A 15226-nucleotide genomic window follows, 5' to 3' on the forward strand; every position below is an offset into this window, starting at 1 on the left:
GGTACGATCCCGCCTCATGGTCATGGTCATGGACATGAGCATGGGGCGGGAAGCGGCGCAGGACGCCGTGGAGCTGGTGTACCGGCCGGCCGTCGAGGACTTCACATCGGCGTTGCGCGCGCGGTTGCGGCTGAGCAGACGCGGGCGGTTCCAGCTCTGGCTGCCCTACGTGATGGGCTTCCTCCTCGTGGGGGAGGTGATCGTCATCACGACCGGTGCCGACGGTGTCGCGCCCGCCCCCATGGCCGGGATCGCGCTGGGCGCCGTCGTGCTGGCGCTGTCGCCGTGGCTGCAGGCCCGCCAGTTCCACCGGCTGACCGAGCGTCAGGGTGTGTTCCGGACGACCGTCACCCAGGCGGGTGTCACGGTGGCGACCGACACCACCACGGCGTCCGTCACCTGGGCCGCACAGCCCCGCTACGTCGAGACCCCGCGCGGGTTCGTCCTGTTCAGCGCCGACAAGTACGCCACCGGGTTCACGATGCTGCCCAAGCACGGCCTGGGGGACCCGGGCGACGCCGACCGGCTGCGCGCGCTCCTGGACCGCCATCTCGAGCGCGCCGGGAAAACCGGCAGTGCGGCACCTCAGGGGCGCGTGGCGGCGTGAATCCGCGGCGTGGCCGCGGGGCGCGACCGGCCGTGGCGGACCCGCGGCCGGCGGCCGGTCCGCGGCCCCGACGGCGCCGCGGCGCTTCCGCTCAGCCCGCGGCGCAGTCCGCGCACGTGCCGAAGATCTCCACCGTGTGGGCCACGTTCACATAGCCGTGCTCGGCCGCGATGGCCTCCGCCCACTTCTCCACCGCCGGGCCCTCGACCTCGACCGCCTTGCCGCAGGTGCGGCAGACCAGGTGGTGGTGGTGTTCGCCGCTGGAGCAGCGGCGGTAGACGGACTCGCCCTCGGAGGTGCGCAGGACGTCGACCTCGCCCGCCTCGGCGAGGGACTGCAGGGTGCGGTACACGGTGGTGAGCCCGACCGCGTCGCCCTTGTGCTTGAGCATGTCGTGCAGGTCCTGCGCGCTGCGGAACTCGTCGACCTCGTCCAGGGCCGCCGCCACAGCGGCACGCTGCCGGGTGGCGCGGCCCTTCACGGGCGGTCCTGCGGTCGTCACCGGTTGCCTCCTCGTCCAGCGTCTGCCCGGGCCATTGTGCCAGCCCGGGCCGCCCGCGGTCAGACGCCGATGCCGTCCGCGGCCGCGCGTCCGGCCGGAATCGAGCACTCCGCGGGATCCCCGGCCGGCCGTGCCGCGGCCGCCGCGCGGGCGCGCCGCCGGGCCAGCGGAGCGGCGGCCGCGGTGAGCGCGACGAACGCGGCGATGGTCAGCAGCACGATCGTCGCGCCGGGCGGCACGTCCTGGTAGAACGACGTGATCGTGCCGCTGATCGTCACGGTGATGCCGAGGGCGACGGCGATCGCGAAGGTCGCGGCGAAGCTGCGGGTGAGCTGCTGGGCGGCGGCGACCGGCACGACCATGAGCGCGGAGACCAGGATCAGCCCGACCACCCGCATGGCGACCGTCACCGTGACGGCCGCGGTGACCGCGGTGAGCAGGTTCAGCGCGCGCACCGGAAGACCGGTGACCCGCGCGAACTCCTCGTCCTGGCTGACCGCGAACAACTGGCGGCGCAGCCCCAGGGTGACCAGGACCACGAAAGCGGCCAGCACCATGATCGCGGTCACGTCGGACGGGGCAACCGTCGACAGCGAGCCGAACAGGTACGAGGTCAGGTTCGCGTTGGAGCCGCCGGGCGCGATGTTGACGAACATCACGCCGCCCGCCATGCCGCCGTAGAAGAGCATGGCGAGCGCGATGTCGCCGCGCGTCCTGCCGTACCAGCGGATCAGCTCCATCAGGACCGAGCCGAGCACCGAGACGGCCGTGGCCATCCAGACCGGGGATGCGTTCAGCAGGAAGCCGAGGCCGACGCCGGTCATCGCCACGTGCCCGATGCCGTCGCCCATCAGGGGCTGGCGGCGCTGGACCAGGTAGATGCCGATCGCGGGCGCGGTGACGCCGACCAGGACGGCCGCGACGAGCGCCCGCTGCATGAAGGCGTAGTTCAGGAATTCCATCAGCTCAGCAGTCCCGTGCGGATCGGTTCGGTGCCCGCGGGCGCGTGCGGGTGTACATGGTCGTGGCCGGGGAGGGCATGCTGCCCCAGCGCCTTCGGCGGCGGGCCGTCGTGCAGCACGCAGCCGTCGCGCAGGACGACCGCCCGGTCGATCAGGGGCTCCAGCGGGCCCAGTTCGTGCAGTACGAGCAGGACCGTGGCGCCCTGGGCGACCTGCTCGCGCAGGGTCGCGGCCAGCACCTCCTGGCTGGCCAGGTCGACGCCCGCCATCGGCTCGTCCATGATCAGCAGCTCGGGCTCGGCGACCAGGGCGCGGGCGATCAGCACCCGCTGGTGCTGGCCGCCCGAGAGGGCGTTCACCGAGTCCCCGGCGCGGTCCGCCATGCCGACCAGCTCCAGGGCGCGGCGCACGGCCTCCCGGTCGGCCTTGCGGAAGAGGCCGAAGCGGGTGCGGGACAGCCGGCCCGAGGAGACGATCTCGCTCACCGTGGCCGGCACCCCGCCGGCCGCCGTGGTGCGCTGCGGTACGTAGCCAACGCGCGCCCAGTCGCGGAAGGAGCGGCGGGCGGTGCCGAACAACTCGATCGTGCCGCCGACGGCCGGCACCCGGCCGATGATCGTGCGGATCGCCGTGGACTTGCCGGAGCCGTTGGCGCCGAGCAGCGCGACCACCTCGCCGCGGCGCACGGTGAGATCGATGCCGCGCAGCACGGGACGCGCGCCGAGTTCGGCGGTCACCCCGCGCATCGCTATGACGGGTTCGTCCATGATCTGGTCCTTCCTGCCGGTCACTTGGCGCCCAGGGCCCGCTGGAGCGCCTTGAGGTTGGCCTCCTGGACCGAGAAGTAGTCCGTGCCGCGGGATTTGGACGTGATGCCCTCGAGCGGGTCCAGGACGTCGGTGCGCAGGTCGGCGTCGTTCGCCACGGTCCTCGCGGTCCGGTCGCTGACGAGCGTCTCGTAGAAGACGGTGGTGACGCCGTCGGCCCCGGCCATTCGCTGCAGGTCCCTGATCCGTGCGGCGCTGGGCTCCGACTCGGGGTCGAGGCCGTTGATGGCCTCCTCGGTGAGCCCGTAGCGCTGGGCGAGGTAGCCGAAGGCGGCGTGGGTGGTGACGAAGACCCTGGTGTCCGTGTTCGCCAGGCCGTCCCTGAACCGTGTGTTCAGGGCGTCCAGCTTCTTCACCAGGGCCGCGGTGTTCTTCCGGTAGTCGGCCGCGTGGTCCGGGTCGGCCTTCTCGAAAGCCCTGCCGACGCCCTCGGCGACCTGGGCGTAGCGCACCGGGTCGAGCCAGATGTGCGGGTCCTTGCCGCCGGACTCCTCGCCCTCGTGCGTGTCGTGCTCGGCCGCGTGGCCGCCGACCTCGTTGCCGTGCTGTTCCAGGGTGGTCAGCGAGGCCGCGTCGATCTTGGTCCGGACCGGGGACAGGGCCACCGCGTCGTCGACGCTCGGCTGCAGGCCCTTCAGGTACAGCACGGCGTCGGACTGCTCGAGCCGGCCGATCTGCCTGGGGCTGATCTCCAGGTCGTGCGGCTCCTGCCCGGGGGAGGTGAGCGTGGTGACGTCGACGTGGCCGCCGCCGATCCGCTCGGCCAGGAAGGCCATCGGGTAGAACGACGCGACGACGTCGAACCTGCCGGGGTCGCCCGCGGCGGCGCTGTCCGTGGAGCAGCCGGTGAGGGTCGCCAGGCCCAGCGCGGTGGCGACCGCGACCGCGGGGCCGGCCGTGCCTATTCGGGAGGACGCGCGGCGTCGACGTTCGTTCATGACAGTCATTTTCAACAAAAATGGAAACCGTTGTCAACAACGCCCCGGGTGAGACCGTGGACGGGGGGCCGATTTGGTTGTGGGGGAGCCTGCGCCGGTAACCTGAATCATTCGCTGGAAGCATCTCGCTTCAACGCCCGTCGTCGTAATGAAGAGAGCACCGTGGCCGCCGACAAGATCGACACCATCGTCAGCCTGAGCAAGCGCCGTGGCTTCGTTTTCCCCTGCAGTGAGATCTACGGCGGACAGCGTGCCGCCTGGGACTACGGACCGCTGGGTGTCGAGCTCAAGGAGAACATCAAGCGTCAGTGGTGGCGCTACATGGTGACGTCGCGCGAGGACGTGGTCGGTATCGACTCGTCCGTCATCCTGGCCCCCGAGGTCTGGGTCGCCTCCGGTCACGTCGCCACGTTCACGGACCCGCTGACCGAGTGCACCTCGTGCCACAAGCGGTTCCGCGCCGACCACCTCGAGGAGTCGTACGAGGAGAAGAAGGGCCACGCCCCGGCGAACGGCCTGGCCGACATCAACTGCCCGAACTGCGGCAACAAGGGCCAGTTCACCGAGCCCAAGCAGTTCTCGGGTCTGCTGTCGACGCACCTCGGCCCGACCCAGGACTCCGGCTCCGTCGCCTACCTGCGCCCCGAGACCGCCCAGGGTATCTTCACCAACTTCGCCCAGGTCCAGACCACCTCGCGCCGCAAGCCGCCGTTCGGCATCGCGCAGATGGGCAAGTCCTTCCGCAACGAGATCACGCCCGGCAACTTCATCTTCCGCACCCGCGAGTTCGAGCAGATGGAGATGGAGTTCTTCGTCAAGCCGGGCGAGGACGAGACGTGGCAGGAGTACTGGATGGAGCAGCGCTGGAACTGGTACACCGGTCTCGGCCTGCGCACTGAGAACATGCGGTGGTACGAGCACCCGAAGGAGAAGCTCTCCCACTACTCCAAGCGCACCGCCGACATCGAGTACCGCTTCCAGTTCGGCGGCAGCGAGTGGGGCGAGCTCGAGGGTGTCGCCAACCGCACCGACTACGACCTCGGCGCGCACTCCAAGGCCTCCGGCCAGGACCTCTCCTACTTCGACCAGGAGGCCCAGGAGCGCTGGACGCCGTACGTCATCGAGCCCGCGGCCGGTGTCGGCCGCACCATGCTGGCCTTCCTGCTCGACGCGTACGTCGAGGACGAGGCGCCCAACGCCAAGGGCAAGATGGAGAAGCGCACGGTGCTCCGCCTGGACCACCGCCTCGCGCCGGTGAAGGTCGCCGTGCTCCCGCTGTCCCGCAACCCGGAGCTGTCGCCGAAGGCCAAGGGCCTCGCCCAGGCGCTGCGCCAGAACTGGAACATCGAGTTCGACGACGCAGGCGCCATCGGCCGCCGCTACCGCCGTCAGGACGAGATCGGCACGCCGTTCTGCGTGACGGTCGACTTCGACACGCTCGAGGACAACGCGGTGACCGTGCGCGAGCGCGACACCATGAAGCAGGAGCGCGTGTCCCTGGACCAGATCGAGGGCTACCTGGCCCAGCGCCTCCTGGGCTGCTGAGGCCCGCGCGGCTCACACTTCGCGCCCACTCCCCGGCCGGTTCGCCCGGCCGGGGAGTGGGCGTCGCCGTGTCCGCCGCGGCCGGGGGCTCAACGCCCCTGCAGGGACCTGACGTTGTCGCCGAAGGTCCAGTTCTTCGAGCCGTCCCAGTTGACCGACCAGGTCATCAGGCCCTTGAGCGAGGTGCCGTAGTGCCGCCAGGCCTGGGAGACGAGGGACGGGGACATGTAGCCGCCGCCCGCGCCCGGCTGGGCCGGCAGGCCCGGGACCTGCTTGTCGTAGGGCACCCTGATCGTCGTGCCCTGCACCACCAGCCCCTTGTTCAGGCAGTCGGTCTGCGCGGTGAAGCCCGCCACCGTGCCCGCCGGGTAGGAGTCGCCGGCACAGCCGTACATGCTTCCGTTGTAGTACTGCGTGTTCAGCCACCACAGCCGGCCGTTGTCCGCGTACTTCTTGACGACCGGCAGGTACGCGCCCCAGATCGAGCCGTAGGTGACGCTGCCGCCGGTGACGTACGCGGTCTCCGGGGCCATCGTCAGGCCGAAGCCGGACGGCATGCGCGCCAGCACCCCGTCGATGATGCGGATCAGGTTGGCCTGGGACGTGGAGAGCCGGCTGATGTCCCCGCTGCCCACCAGGCCGGTCTCGATGTCGATGTCGATGCCGTCGAAGTTGTACTTCTGCAGGATCGGCACGATGGTCGCGACGAACCGGTCGGCGACCGCGCCGGAGGACAGGTCGATGCCGGCGGCCGCGCCCCCGATGGAGAGCAGGATCGTCTGCCCGGATGCCTTGGCGGCGCACATCTCGGCGGGCGTGGCCACCTTCACGCCGCTGTCCATGCCGTCCTCCCACAGCGCCGTGCCGTCCGAGCGGATGACCGGGAAGGCCGCGTTGACGACGTTGTAGCCGTGCGCGGATATGCGGGAGTCGGTGATCGGGGTCCAGCCGAACGGCGGGTGGACGCCGTTGGCGGAGCCGTCCCAGTTCTCCCAGTAGCCCTGGAGCACCTTGCCGGCCGGCCGTGACTTCACCGCGCAGGTGTCGGCGGCGGAGGCGGTGGGGGCGGTCGCGACGGCGAGCGGGGCGAGGACGGCGGTGGTGAGCGCGGCGGTGAGCAGTCGCAGCGTGCGGCGGAGCATGCGGAGCCTCCCGGTGGGGGTGCGGTGAGGTGTCGTAGGCATGACAGTGCTCTGGTCCAGACCTTCCGTCAATAGGTCTGGACCAATTCGCCCGAGGGTGCCGTCGCCGAAGTGAGTGACAAGTATGGAGTGACAGATATTGAAATCTGTCATCCGTCATGGCAGGGTGGGGGCATGACGATGCGAACCCGACACCTCGGAAACACCGGCCCCCAGGTCTCCGCCCTCGGCCTCGGCTGCATGGGCATGTCCGCGCTGTACGGCGACACCGACCGGGCCGAGTCCATCGCGACCGTCCACGCGGCTCTGGACGCGGGCGTGACCCTGCTGGACACCGGCGACTTCTACGCCATGGGCCACAACGAGATGCTGGTCGGCGAGGCCCTGCGCACCGCCCCGGCGGCGGCCCGGGACAAGGCGCTGCTCAGCGTGAAGTTCGGCGCCCTGCGCGACCCGGACGGCAACTGGAGCGGCTTCGACGGCCGGCCCGCCGCCGTGCGGAACTTCGCCGCCTACTCCCTGCAGCGCCTCGGCGTGGACCACATCGACGTCTACCGGATCGCCCGCCTCGACCCGGACGTCCCGATCGAGGAGACCGTCGGCGCGATCGCCGAGCTGATCGAGAAGGGGTACGTCCGGCACATCGGCCTGAGCGAGGTCGGCGCCGAGACCATCCGCCGGGCCGCCGCCACCGCGCCCGTCGCCGACCTCCAGATCGAGTACTCGCTGATCTCACGGGGCATCGAGCGGGACATCCTGCCGGCCACCCGGGAGCTCGGCATCGGCGTCACCGCCTACGGTGTGCTCTCCCGCGGCCTGATCTCCGGGCACTTCTCCAGCGACCGGCAACTGGCCGCGACCGACTTCCGCGCCTTCTCGCCCCGCTTCCAGGGCGAGAACCTCCAGCACAACCTGAACCTGGTCGAGGCGCTGCGCAAGATCGCCGAACAGAAGGGCGTCACGGTCGCGCAGATCGCCATCGCCTGGGTGCTCTCGCGCGGCGAGGACATCGTGCCGCTCGTCGGCGCCCGCACCCGCGAGCGGCTCACCGAGTCCCTGGGCGCGCTGGACGTGACCCTGGACGAGGCCGACCTCACCGCGATCGAGGAGGCCGTCCCGGCGGACGCGGCGGCGGGCGACCGCTACCCGAGCGCGCAGATGGCACTCCTCGACAGCGAGCGCTGATCCCGCTCCCCGGTACGGTCTAAGGCATGGCACCGACCAGCGAGACCCTGACCGCCGAGCGCATCCTCGAGGCGACCGAGGAGGTGCTGCGCCGCCACGGCCCGGCCAAGGCCACCGTGGTCGACGTGGCCCGCGCGCTCGGCGTCAGCCACGGCAGCGTCTACCGGCACTTCCGTACCAAGGCGGCGCTGCGTGAGGCGGTGACCAAGCGGTGGCTGGACCGCACCTCGGAGCGGCTGGCCGGCATCGCCGCCGGGGCCGGCGCCCCCGAGGACCGGCTGCGGGACTGGCTGGCGGCCCTGTTCGAGGCCAAGCGGCACAAGGCCGGCGACGACCCGGAACTGTTCGCCACCTACACCGTGCTCACCGACGAGAACGGCACGGTGGTCGGCGACCACCTTGCCGACCTGACCGGTCAGCTCACCCGCATCATCGAGGCGGGCACGACCTCGGGCGCGTTCGCCCCCGCGGACCCCACCACCACGGCCCGCGCCGTCTTCCAGGCCACCGGCCGCTTCCACGACCCGTGTTACGCCCGGGAGTGGCGGGAGCCCGGCATAGAAGCCGAGCTGGAAGCGGTGGTGAACCTGCTGCTGCGGGGGCTGCGAGCGGCCGACGGACGGGACTGAGCGCCTGCGGTGCGCGGCGGTGGGTGCGCCGAATCATCTTTATCAGGGGCCGTTGAGTCCGTCGATGTCACGCCCCTCGAACTCGCGCTCCTCCTCGAGGCCGGTCACGTGATGGTTCCCGACCTCCGGCCAGGACCAAGTTCCATAGTTGTCGTGTGAGTCAAAGCCCTCGTACTTGATGGCGACATCGGTTTTGTTCGAGCCGAGCTCTGGGGCGTTACGGTACTCGTCCGGCTCCGGGAGATCGTCGTCGGAATCGCCGAAGAGATCCGCCAGTGAGACGTCGGCCTCGGGCTCTGGCCGTTCCGCCTCGGGTGAGCGAAGCCCGTTGGCCGTGTCCGGGAACAGGCAGTGCACCTCCTCCAAGGCGCAGTCGGCGCTGAACCGCGTCTCATCTTCCAGTAGCTGGGAGACAAATTCCCGGCTCCGTTGTCTTCCCCACGCGCGAACGATCTGAGCCGCGATCACGGCCCCGGGAAAGCTGCCGTGGTGCACCGCCTCGCGCGGGGGGTAAAGGCTGCTCAGCGATTCCAGGATCGCGTCGACCTCGAGGACCACCCGGTAGTCGGTCTGCAGTCCCTCGGCGCCCGTGATGTGCCGGTACCGGAACCGCAGGGCCTCAAGGACGTCCCGCGCCGATTCGCTTTCACTACGCCCCTCAGAAAGCGCCACGGAAGTCAGGACGAGATCCAGTAGGTCCTCGTCGACCCGGGGCAGCCGCTGACAGACGGCGGATCGCACGTACTGCCGTTCCATGTCGAGGAGCACCATGCGGGAGTCCTCAGCGAGGTGAGCCAGGCCGCGCTCCCCCAGTAGCTGGGTGAGAGCGGCTAGTTGAATCTCTGCCGGACTCCCTGACTGCGGGAGTGCCGAAAGTCGCTCGGAGATGGTTGCCGACGCGCGCCAGGGCTTCACGGCGCCCAAGTGGTGGTCCAAGGCGTCTCGGGACGCCGCGTACAGATCATGCGTTACTTCAAGAACGGGCACGGGATCGGGAACAAACCGATTGCCATAAGCATCGGCCGATCGCGCGATCAGCAGGACGCGGACCCGGTCGCTGTGCCGGTCCGCCGCGTCCAGCAGTGCCTCGATATCAGCTTTGTCGCGAGCCTCCGCGCGGTCCACGACGAGCAGCAATCTGGTCTGCACCGTCTCGAAGATGCGCTCCCACTCCTGCTCGCTGTGCATCTTCTGTCTCAGGAATCCCGCTGCCCCAGCCCATTTTTCAGGGCCGAGCGTCAGCTCACGGATCAACTCCACAGCGGTGCGGGTCTTACCGACCCCCATGGGCCCGGTCAGGAGCCGCACTCCCGTGTCCCCGGCGTCGCGGCACCAATCGGCCAGTTCACGGATCAGATCGCGGGAGCCGTGGAATGGTGTCGCCTCCACCTCGGGGTCGAGGAGCTGGGCCGGTGTACGGGGTCGGGGGGGTGGTGCGGTGAACACATGGCGCAGGTCCACCGGCTCCACGGCGGGAGGCACTCCGGTGTCCTTCTTGATCCAGGCGCGTACACAGGGGTGGAGCATTATGCGGGCGGCGGGCATGACCTTGAAGCCGGTGCGGTCGAAGGTCTGCGCACATCCGACGAAGAAGCCGGAGATGAAAGTGGCAGCTCCGGACATTCCCTGCCAGTCCTGAACGCCATGTGCTGCGGAGTCACCACGCTCATGCAGTGTGTACAAGTTGGTCCAGTACCCGGTCACTGGTTCGATCGTCCCCCGCACGCCGTACGGGTCGAGATACCCCTGATACCGCTGGCGGTTGGGAAAACACACAGCCTCGGTTTCCTGCCGTTGACCGGTGGCGAAGCGCCCCCAGCGAACCGGCGTCTGTTCCCGGGCGCCGTCCGTCCCCGCGTCGACGCAGAGGAGGGCGAGATCGAGCGATTCGGCCGCTTCGTGAGCGGGGGGCTTGTGCTTACAACGGCCGATCTGCCTCAACGAGTCGCCCTCCCGGCATCCGTAGCGGCTGTGCCACACGACCGTCGCCTTCCACCGCTGTCGTGGCGAGAGCATGAAGGCCACTCTCACCTCGCCGCCGGATGCCGGGTCCGGGATCCCGTGTCCCGTCGTGAGCACCAGATGCGGGGTGATCCGGTACCCGGACGAAGTCCCGCCGGCTGATTCGATGGCGGCGACGCGCCTCCAGTCGGTCACGATCCACCCCCGTCCGCACCGGAGTTGGCGGGCGGCGGAACCGCCAGGCCACGGCCCGGCCGTGCGGAGTGGATGAGGTTGCCCTCCGCCACCTGCAGCACGATCTTCAGCCGGTGTGTGCTGCCGGCGGACCGCTCACGGCCCGCGTCGGCCCTCACCACCCAGGCCTGCACCCCGGTTCCGCCCCGCGCGGACCGCCTCAGTTCGACGGTGAGCTCAAGTTCCACCTGCTCAACCTGGAACCGCAGGCCTTCCCCCGCACCGGCCTCCGCGGCCGTCTGCAGACCCGCGCGGACCGCCTCGATGGCCTCACTCAGTTCGGTTGCCCGGTCGTCCCCGCTCATGCGCCCCCCTTCGCAGGAGAGCAACTGTTCCCGGACGAAACGAGGCGCGGAAGGCGCACGTGAGCCGTGACGAAGTGCGCGGGGCGTGCTCGAGGGGCGGGCAGCCGTCAGGAGCCCATCACCGGCCGTCAGCGTGACGGTTGCCGGGTTCCCGCCGGGTCCACCGTCGCCTGGTGGGCCTCGGCGAGATGCTCCTCGGCCTTCAGCCAGGGCAGGAACTGGGCGCTCCTGGACCAGCCGCAGGTGTCGCATCCGATCGTGCGCTGCACGCCGGTGCGCCGCACCCGGACCACGTGCTCCCGGCCGTGCTGGTCCCACCGGCTGACCTTGCTAGTGCTGTTGTCCCGCGACATGACGCCTCCCCGTGTCCGGCACGTCCGACCGCAAGGAGTGTGCAGCAAGTCCAACATCAACGGGGTCTCCCCGGCGGTTGGTTGCGCCGGCCGTGGCCGGCTCAGCCGACCCGGCGGGGCAGCCGCAGGCTCAGCAGGCCGGTCAGGACGATGCCCGCGAGCTGCACCAGCAGCGTGATGACCAGCGCGTCCCGCATGCCCTGGTGCGGGACCAGGGTCAGGAACAGGGTGCCGAGGGTGGCCACGCCGAGCGCGAACGCCGACTGCTGGGTGGTGACCATCACACCGCTGCCCACCCCGGCCCGGGTCGGCGGCACCTCGGACATCACGATCCGCAGCACGTTGGGCAGTTGCAGCGCCTGTCCGGCACCGGCGACCGCCGCGCCCGGCAGCAGCGCCCCGAAGCCCAGGTGCGGCCAGTCCCGCCAGGCGGCGAGGGCGATCAGCAGCACGCCCACGCCCTGCAGGACGGAGCCTGCGGTGACCACCCGGGTGCCGTACCGGGCGATCAGGCGCGGCCCGGCCAGCGAGACGAACAGGAACGCCACGGCCATCGGCGCGAGCGCGAGCCCCGCCGGCACCGGACCGAGCCCGGCCCCCCGCTGCAGCGCCAGCGCGATGACGAACATGAACCCGCTGAAGCCGATCGAGAACGGCAGCATCAGCGCCAGCCCCCGCCGCAGCGACGCCAGCGCGAACAGGCTCGGCGGCACCAGCGGGGTCCGCCCCTGCCGGTCCGCCCGCCGCTCCACCGCGTAGAACGCGGCCGCCGCGAACGGGAACGCGGCCAGCGACAGCCAGGTCCACAGCGGCCACCCCGCCGCGCGGCCCTCGGTGAGCGGGGCGAGCAGGGTCAGCAGGGACACGGCGAGCAGGACGGTGCCGGATACGTCGACGGGCTCCGGGCGCTGCGAGCGGGTCTCCGGCATGTACCGCACGGCCAGCACCAGCCCCAGCAGGACGACCGGGACGTTGACGAGGAAGATCGCCCGCCAGCCGCTTCCGGCGATGTCCGCCGCGACCAGCAGGCCGCCCAGGATCTGGCCCGCCACCATGGACAGCCCGGCCGTGGCGCCGTACAGGCTCATGGCCTTCGCCCGGCGGGTGCCGCTGGTGGCGGCCTGGATGGTGGCGAGCACCTGCGGCAGCATCGCGGCGGCCGAGGCGCCCTGCGCGACCCGCGCCGCGACGAGGCTCCAGGCGCCCGGGGCGAGCCCGCAGGCCAACGAGGTCAGCCCGAAGGCGGCCATCCCGCCGAGGAACAGCCGGCGCCGCCCGAACAGGTCCCCGAGCCGGCCGCCGAGCACGAGCAGCACGGCGTAGGCGACCCCGTACCCGGCCACGACCAGCTCCAGCACGGCCTCGCCCGCGGCGAGATCGGCGCCGATGGTCGGCAGCGCGACATTGACGATGAAGAAGTCGACCAGCGGCAGCGCCGCGGCCAGCAGAACGGTGAACAGCCCCGGCCCGCTCAGCGCGGGCGGCGCGGCCGCCCGGGCACGGACGGCGGGAGTGGTGACGGTCTCTGTCATGGCACCGAGCCTGCGCCCGCGCTCAGACTGGTACCAGAGTGTCCTGATCCTGGTAGAAGAAGTACCTGGCAACAGGATCCGCGGGGCGGCACCCTGGAGACATGACGACGACTGCACAGGTGACCGCCATCCCTCGGCCCCCGCGCGGCGCGGAGATCCGGCGGCACGAGCTGGCCGCGTTCCTGCGCAGCCGGCGCGAGCGGATCGCACCCGAGCAGGTCGGGCTGCCGCGCGGCACCCGGCGCCGCACGCCCGGTCTGCGCCGGGAGGAGGTCGCCCAGCTCTCCGCGGTCGGCATCACCTGGTACACCTGGCTCGAACAGGCCCGGGACATCCAGGTCTCCGTCCAGGTCCTGGACGCCCTGGCCCGCACCCTGCTGCTGGACGCCAGCGAGCGCGCCCACCTCTTCCAGCTCGCCGCGGCCGCCGATCCGACACCGGCCGCGAGCTGCCCCAGCGTCACCCCGGCCCTGCGCGAGACGCTGCGCGCGCTGGAGCCGTTCCCGGCCTGCGTCCAGAACAGCCGGTACGACATCCTCGCGTACAACCGCACCTACGCCCGCCTCATGGGCGACCTGGACGCGGTCCCGCCGGAGGACCGCAACTGCATGCTCCTCGTGTACACCAACGGCGACTGGCAGGCGGCCATCGTGCACCTGGAGGAGACCATGCGCCTGATGGCCGCCCGGCTCCGCGCGTCCATGGCCGGCCACCTCGGCGAGCCCGCCTGGAAGATGCTGCTCAAGCGCCTGGAGTGCGAGTCCCCGGAGTTCCGCGAGAACTGGCAGCGCTACGAGGTCGTGGGCAACCGCTCCAAGACCAAGGAGTTCCTCAACCCGTACGTCGGCCATCTGACCCTGGAGCACACGGACCTGTGGCTGGGCCCGCAGGCGGGGCCTCGGCTGGTCACGTACACACCGAAGAACGAGGAGACACGGGAGCGCCTGGAGAGGCTGTACGAACTGGCGACCGGTCCGCGCGGACCCTGGGAGTCCCAGCGCTCCTAGGAGCCGGCCGTGACCCCCACCGCGTCCTTCAGGTCCGCCGACTCCAGCTCGTCGGCGGTCCGCTCGGCGGTGCGCCGGGCCCAGCGGCCGCTGGTCACCCAGCCGAGGACCAGGACGGCCAGACCGCACCCCGCGAGGATCCACCACCCGGGCCGGGCCGCCGCGACGAACGTGTCCTTGTACGGCGAGGAGCCCACCCCGGCGGCCAGTACCGCGCCGACCACGGCGACGCCCAGTGTCTGCCCGAGCTGCCTGCTGGTGGAGGCGACTGCGGCGGCGACGCCGGCCTGGGTCCTGGGCATCCCCGACACCGCCGTGTTGGTGATCGGCGCGTTCACGAAGCCGAAGCCGATGCCGAACAGCACGTACCCGGCGAACAGCGTGCTGTTCGCGGTCTCCGCCTCGAAGGCCGCGAACAGCACGCCGCTCACGGTCATCGCGGCGCCCGCCACCAGCAGCGACAGTCGCGGTCCCCGGCTGCCCACCAGCCGGCCGGACAGCGGCGCGCACAGGAACGTCGGCGCGGCCATCGGCAGCATCCACAGGCCCGCGTGCAGGGCGTCGAGGCCGCGCACGTTCTGCAGGTACAGCGTGGACAGGAACAGGAAGCCGCCCAGCGCGGCGAACGCGCTGATCGCTATCACCGTCGCCCCGCTGAACGGAGCCGAGCGGAAGAAGCGCAGGTCGATGAGGGGTTCCTCGCGCCGGGGCTCATATCCGAGCAGGCCGAGCAGGGCCACGAGGGCCACCGCGCCGAAGGGGGCCACCGTGCCGAGGCCCGAGTTCGGCGCCTCGATGATCGCGTACGTCAGCGAGCCGAACAGGGTGATCACCAGGAGCTGGCCGACCGGGTCGGGCCGGCGGGCCCGCGGCGCGCGGGACTCGGGGACGAACCGCAGGGTGAGCAGCAGGGCCGCGAGGCCGACCGGGAGGTTGACCCAGAAGATCGAGCGCCAGCCGACCGACTCCACCAGCAGGCCGCCGACCAGCGGGCCCGCCGCCATGGATATGCCGACCACCGCGCCCCACACGCCGATCGCACGGGCTCGCTCGCGGGAGTCGGTGAAGGTGTTGGTGATGATCGACATGGCGACCGGGTTGAGCATGGAGCCGCCGACCGCCTGGACCATGCGGAAGACGACCAGCAGTTCCAGGTTCGGCGCGAGGGAGCAGAGCAGGGAGCCGATGGAGAAGAGGACCAGGCCCGTCATGAAGACCCGCTTGCGGCCGATCCGGTCGGCCGTGGAGCCCGCGAGCATCAGCAGCGAGGCCAGTACCAGCGTGTAGGCGTCGATCGACCATTGCAGGCCGGAGGTGGTGGCGTGCAGCTCGCGCTGCATCGACGGCAGCGCGACGTTCAGAGCGGTGTTGTCGAGGCTCACGATCAGCAGACTCATGCAGCAGATCGCGAGCACGAGCAGACGTCGGCGGTGGCTGAGCTCGGGCATGAGGCTCATGGTACGGGACTTCGATAGTGCGGTTAACTAATGACCGTT

The 15226-nt window shown here is 70.9% G+C and carries 15 protein-coding genes; 5 read left to right on the forward strand and 10 right to left on the reverse strand.

The window, feature by feature from the left end:
- The first annotated feature begins 16 nt into the window (after nt 1–16).
- Nucleotides 17–607 (forward strand): YcxB family protein, encoded by a 591-nt coding sequence (locus ACFVVO_RS28100; protein ID WP_390058499.1) that lies wholly within the window; start codon nt 17–19, stop codon nt 605–607.
- A gap of 91 nt (nt 608–698) precedes the next feature.
- Here ACFVVO_RS28100 and ACFVVO_RS28105 read toward each other — a convergent pair whose 3' ends face one another.
- From ACFVVO_RS28105 to ACFVVO_RS28120, 4 genes are read right to left on the reverse strand one after another with little or no spacing between them, the layout of a single operon-like run.
- Nucleotides 699–1109 (reverse strand): Fur family transcriptional regulator, encoded by a 411-nt coding sequence (locus ACFVVO_RS28105; protein ID WP_390058501.1) that lies wholly within the window; start codon nt 1107–1109, stop codon nt 699–701.
- Nucleotides 1110–1168: 59 nt separating this feature from the next.
- Nucleotides 1169–2071, reverse strand: coding sequence for a metal ABC transporter permease (locus ACFVVO_RS28110; RefSeq protein WP_390058503.1), 903 nt, complete (start codon nt 2069–2071; stop codon nt 1169–1171).
- On the reverse strand, nt 2071–2838 hold the full coding sequence (locus ACFVVO_RS28115) for a metal ABC transporter ATP-binding protein (protein ID WP_390058505.1): 768 nt from the start codon (nt 2836–2838) through the stop codon (nt 2071–2073). Before ACFVVO_RS28115 ends, ACFVVO_RS28110 begins: the two co-directional genes overlap by 1 nt.
- A gap of 20 nt (nt 2839–2858) precedes the next feature.
- Nucleotides 2859–3836 carry a metal ABC transporter substrate-binding protein gene (locus ACFVVO_RS28120; protein ID WP_390058507.1) on the reverse strand — a complete coding sequence of 326 codons (978 nt, stop codon included), beginning with the start codon at nt 3834–3836 and terminating at the stop codon, nt 2859–2861.
- A gap of 162 nt (nt 3837–3998) precedes the next feature.
- Here ACFVVO_RS28120 and ACFVVO_RS28125 point away from each other — a divergent pair, with 162 nt between their 5' ends.
- A complete protein-coding gene (locus ACFVVO_RS28125; RefSeq protein ID WP_390058509.1) occupies nt 3999–5381 on the forward strand; it encodes a glycine--tRNA ligase in 1383 nt (460 codons plus the stop codon).
- 89 nt (nt 5382–5470) lie between these two features.
- Here the strand turns inward: ACFVVO_RS28125 and ACFVVO_RS28130 are convergent, their stop codons facing one another.
- Nucleotides 5471–6523: a chitinase gene (locus ACFVVO_RS28130; protein WP_390058511.1), complete on the reverse strand. Its 1053-nt coding sequence runs from the start codon at nt 6521–6523 to the stop codon at nt 5471–5473.
- Between the two features lie 174 nt (nt 6524–6697).
- On the opposite strand from ACFVVO_RS28130, the gene ACFVVO_RS28135 reads away from it, so the two are divergent.
- Together ACFVVO_RS28135 and ACFVVO_RS28140 are read left to right on the forward strand one after the other, a co-directional pair.
- A complete protein-coding gene (locus tag ACFVVO_RS28135) occupies nt 6698–7708 on the forward strand; it encodes an aldo/keto reductase (RefSeq protein WP_390058513.1) in 1011 nt (336 codons plus the stop codon).
- Nucleotides 7709–7734: 26 nt separating this feature from the next.
- Complete coding sequence (locus ACFVVO_RS28140) at nt 7735–8337, forward strand: TetR family transcriptional regulator (RefSeq protein ID WP_390058515.1); 603 nt, start codon at nt 7735–7737, stop codon at nt 8335–8337.
- Between the two features lie 42 nt (nt 8338–8379).
- Here the strand turns inward: ACFVVO_RS28140 and ACFVVO_RS28145 are convergent, their stop codons facing one another.
- The 4 genes from ACFVVO_RS28145 to ACFVVO_RS28160 form a co-directional block, all read right to left on the reverse strand.
- Nucleotides 8380–10494 (reverse strand): hypothetical protein, encoded by a 2115-nt coding sequence (locus ACFVVO_RS28145; RefSeq protein WP_390058517.1) that lies wholly within the window; start codon nt 10492–10494, stop codon nt 8380–8382.
- Nucleotides 10491–10838, reverse strand: coding sequence for a trypco2 family protein (locus ACFVVO_RS28150; RefSeq protein ID WP_390058519.1), 348 nt, complete (start codon nt 10836–10838; stop codon nt 10491–10493). The genes ACFVVO_RS28145 and ACFVVO_RS28150 overlap by 4 nt, the downstream gene beginning before the upstream one ends.
- A 128-nt stretch (nt 10839–10966) precedes the next feature.
- Nucleotides 10967–11191 (reverse strand): hypothetical protein, encoded by a 225-nt coding sequence (locus ACFVVO_RS28155; protein WP_390058521.1) that lies wholly within the window; start codon nt 11189–11191, stop codon nt 10967–10969.
- A 101-nt stretch (nt 11192–11292) separates the two neighbouring features.
- Complete coding sequence (locus tag ACFVVO_RS28160; protein WP_390058523.1) at nt 11293–12723, reverse strand: MFS transporter; 1431 nt, start codon at nt 12721–12723, stop codon at nt 11293–11295.
- Nucleotides 12724–12824: 101 nt separating this feature from the next.
- Here ACFVVO_RS28160 and ACFVVO_RS28165 point away from each other — a divergent pair, with 101 nt between their 5' ends.
- Nucleotides 12825–13730 carry a helix-turn-helix transcriptional regulator gene (locus tag ACFVVO_RS28165; RefSeq protein ID WP_390058525.1) on the forward strand — a complete coding sequence of 302 codons (906 nt, stop codon included), beginning with the start codon at nt 12825–12827 and terminating at the stop codon, nt 13728–13730.
- Here ACFVVO_RS28165 and ACFVVO_RS28170 read toward each other — a convergent pair.
- On the reverse strand, nt 13727–15178 hold the full coding sequence (locus tag ACFVVO_RS28170) for an MFS transporter (protein ID WP_390058527.1): 1452 nt from the start codon (nt 15176–15178) through the stop codon (nt 13727–13729). The genes ACFVVO_RS28165 and ACFVVO_RS28170 overlap by 4 nt on opposite strands.
- Nucleotides 15179–15226: the final 48 nt, after the last annotated feature.

Origin of the sequence: Streptomyces sp. NPDC058145 (assembly GCF_042884245.1) — a bacterium.
In the GTDB taxonomy this organism is placed as follows: Bacteria; Actinomycetota; Actinomycetes; order Streptomycetales; family Streptomycetaceae; genus Streptomyces.

Excerpts from the sequence above, each read along its gene's own strand:
- ACFVVO_RS28155 (WP_390058521.1), bottom strand. The coding sequence starts at position 11,191 with ATGTCGCGGGACAACAGCACTAGCAAGGTCAGCCGGTGGGACCAGCAC.
- ACFVVO_RS28160 (WP_390058523.1), bottom strand. The coding sequence starts at position 12,723 with ATGACAGAGACCGTCACCACTCCCGCCGTCCGTGCCCGGGCGGCCGCG.
- ACFVVO_RS28140 (WP_390058515.1), top strand. The coding sequence starts at position 7,735 with ATGGCACCGACCAGCGAGACCCTGACCGCCGAGCGCATCCTCGAGGCG.
- ACFVVO_RS28165 (WP_390058525.1), top strand. The coding sequence starts at position 12,825 with ATGACGACGACTGCACAGGTGACCGCCATCCCTCGGCCCCCGCGCGGC.
- ACFVVO_RS28130 (WP_390058511.1), bottom strand. The coding sequence starts at position 6,523 with ATGCTCCGCCGCACGCTGCGACTGCTCACCGCCGCGCTCACCACCGCC.
- ACFVVO_RS28135 (WP_390058513.1), top strand. The coding sequence starts at position 6,698 with ATGACGATGCGAACCCGACACCTCGGAAACACCGGCCCCCAGGTCTCC.
- ACFVVO_RS28110 (WP_390058503.1), bottom strand. The coding sequence starts at position 2,071 with ATGGAATTCCTGAACTACGCCTTCATGCAGCGGGCGCTCGTCGCGGCC.
- ACFVVO_RS28100 (WP_390058499.1), top strand. The coding sequence starts at position 17 with ATGGTCATGGTCATGGACATGAGCATGGGGCGGGAAGCGGCGCAGGAC.
- ACFVVO_RS28115 (WP_390058505.1), bottom strand. The coding sequence starts at position 2,838 with ATGGACGAACCCGTCATAGCGATGCGCGGGGTGACCGCCGAACTCGGC.
- ACFVVO_RS28150 (WP_390058519.1), bottom strand. The coding sequence starts at position 10,838 with ATGAGCGGGGACGACCGGGCAACCGAACTGAGTGAGGCCATCGAGGCG.
- ACFVVO_RS28120 (WP_390058507.1), bottom strand. The coding sequence starts at position 3,836 with ATGAACGAACGTCGACGCCGCGCGTCCTCCCGAATAGGCACGGCCGGC.
- ACFVVO_RS28170 (WP_390058527.1), bottom strand. The coding sequence starts at position 15,178 with ATGCCCGAGCTCAGCCACCGCCGACGTCTGCTCGTGCTCGCGATCTGC.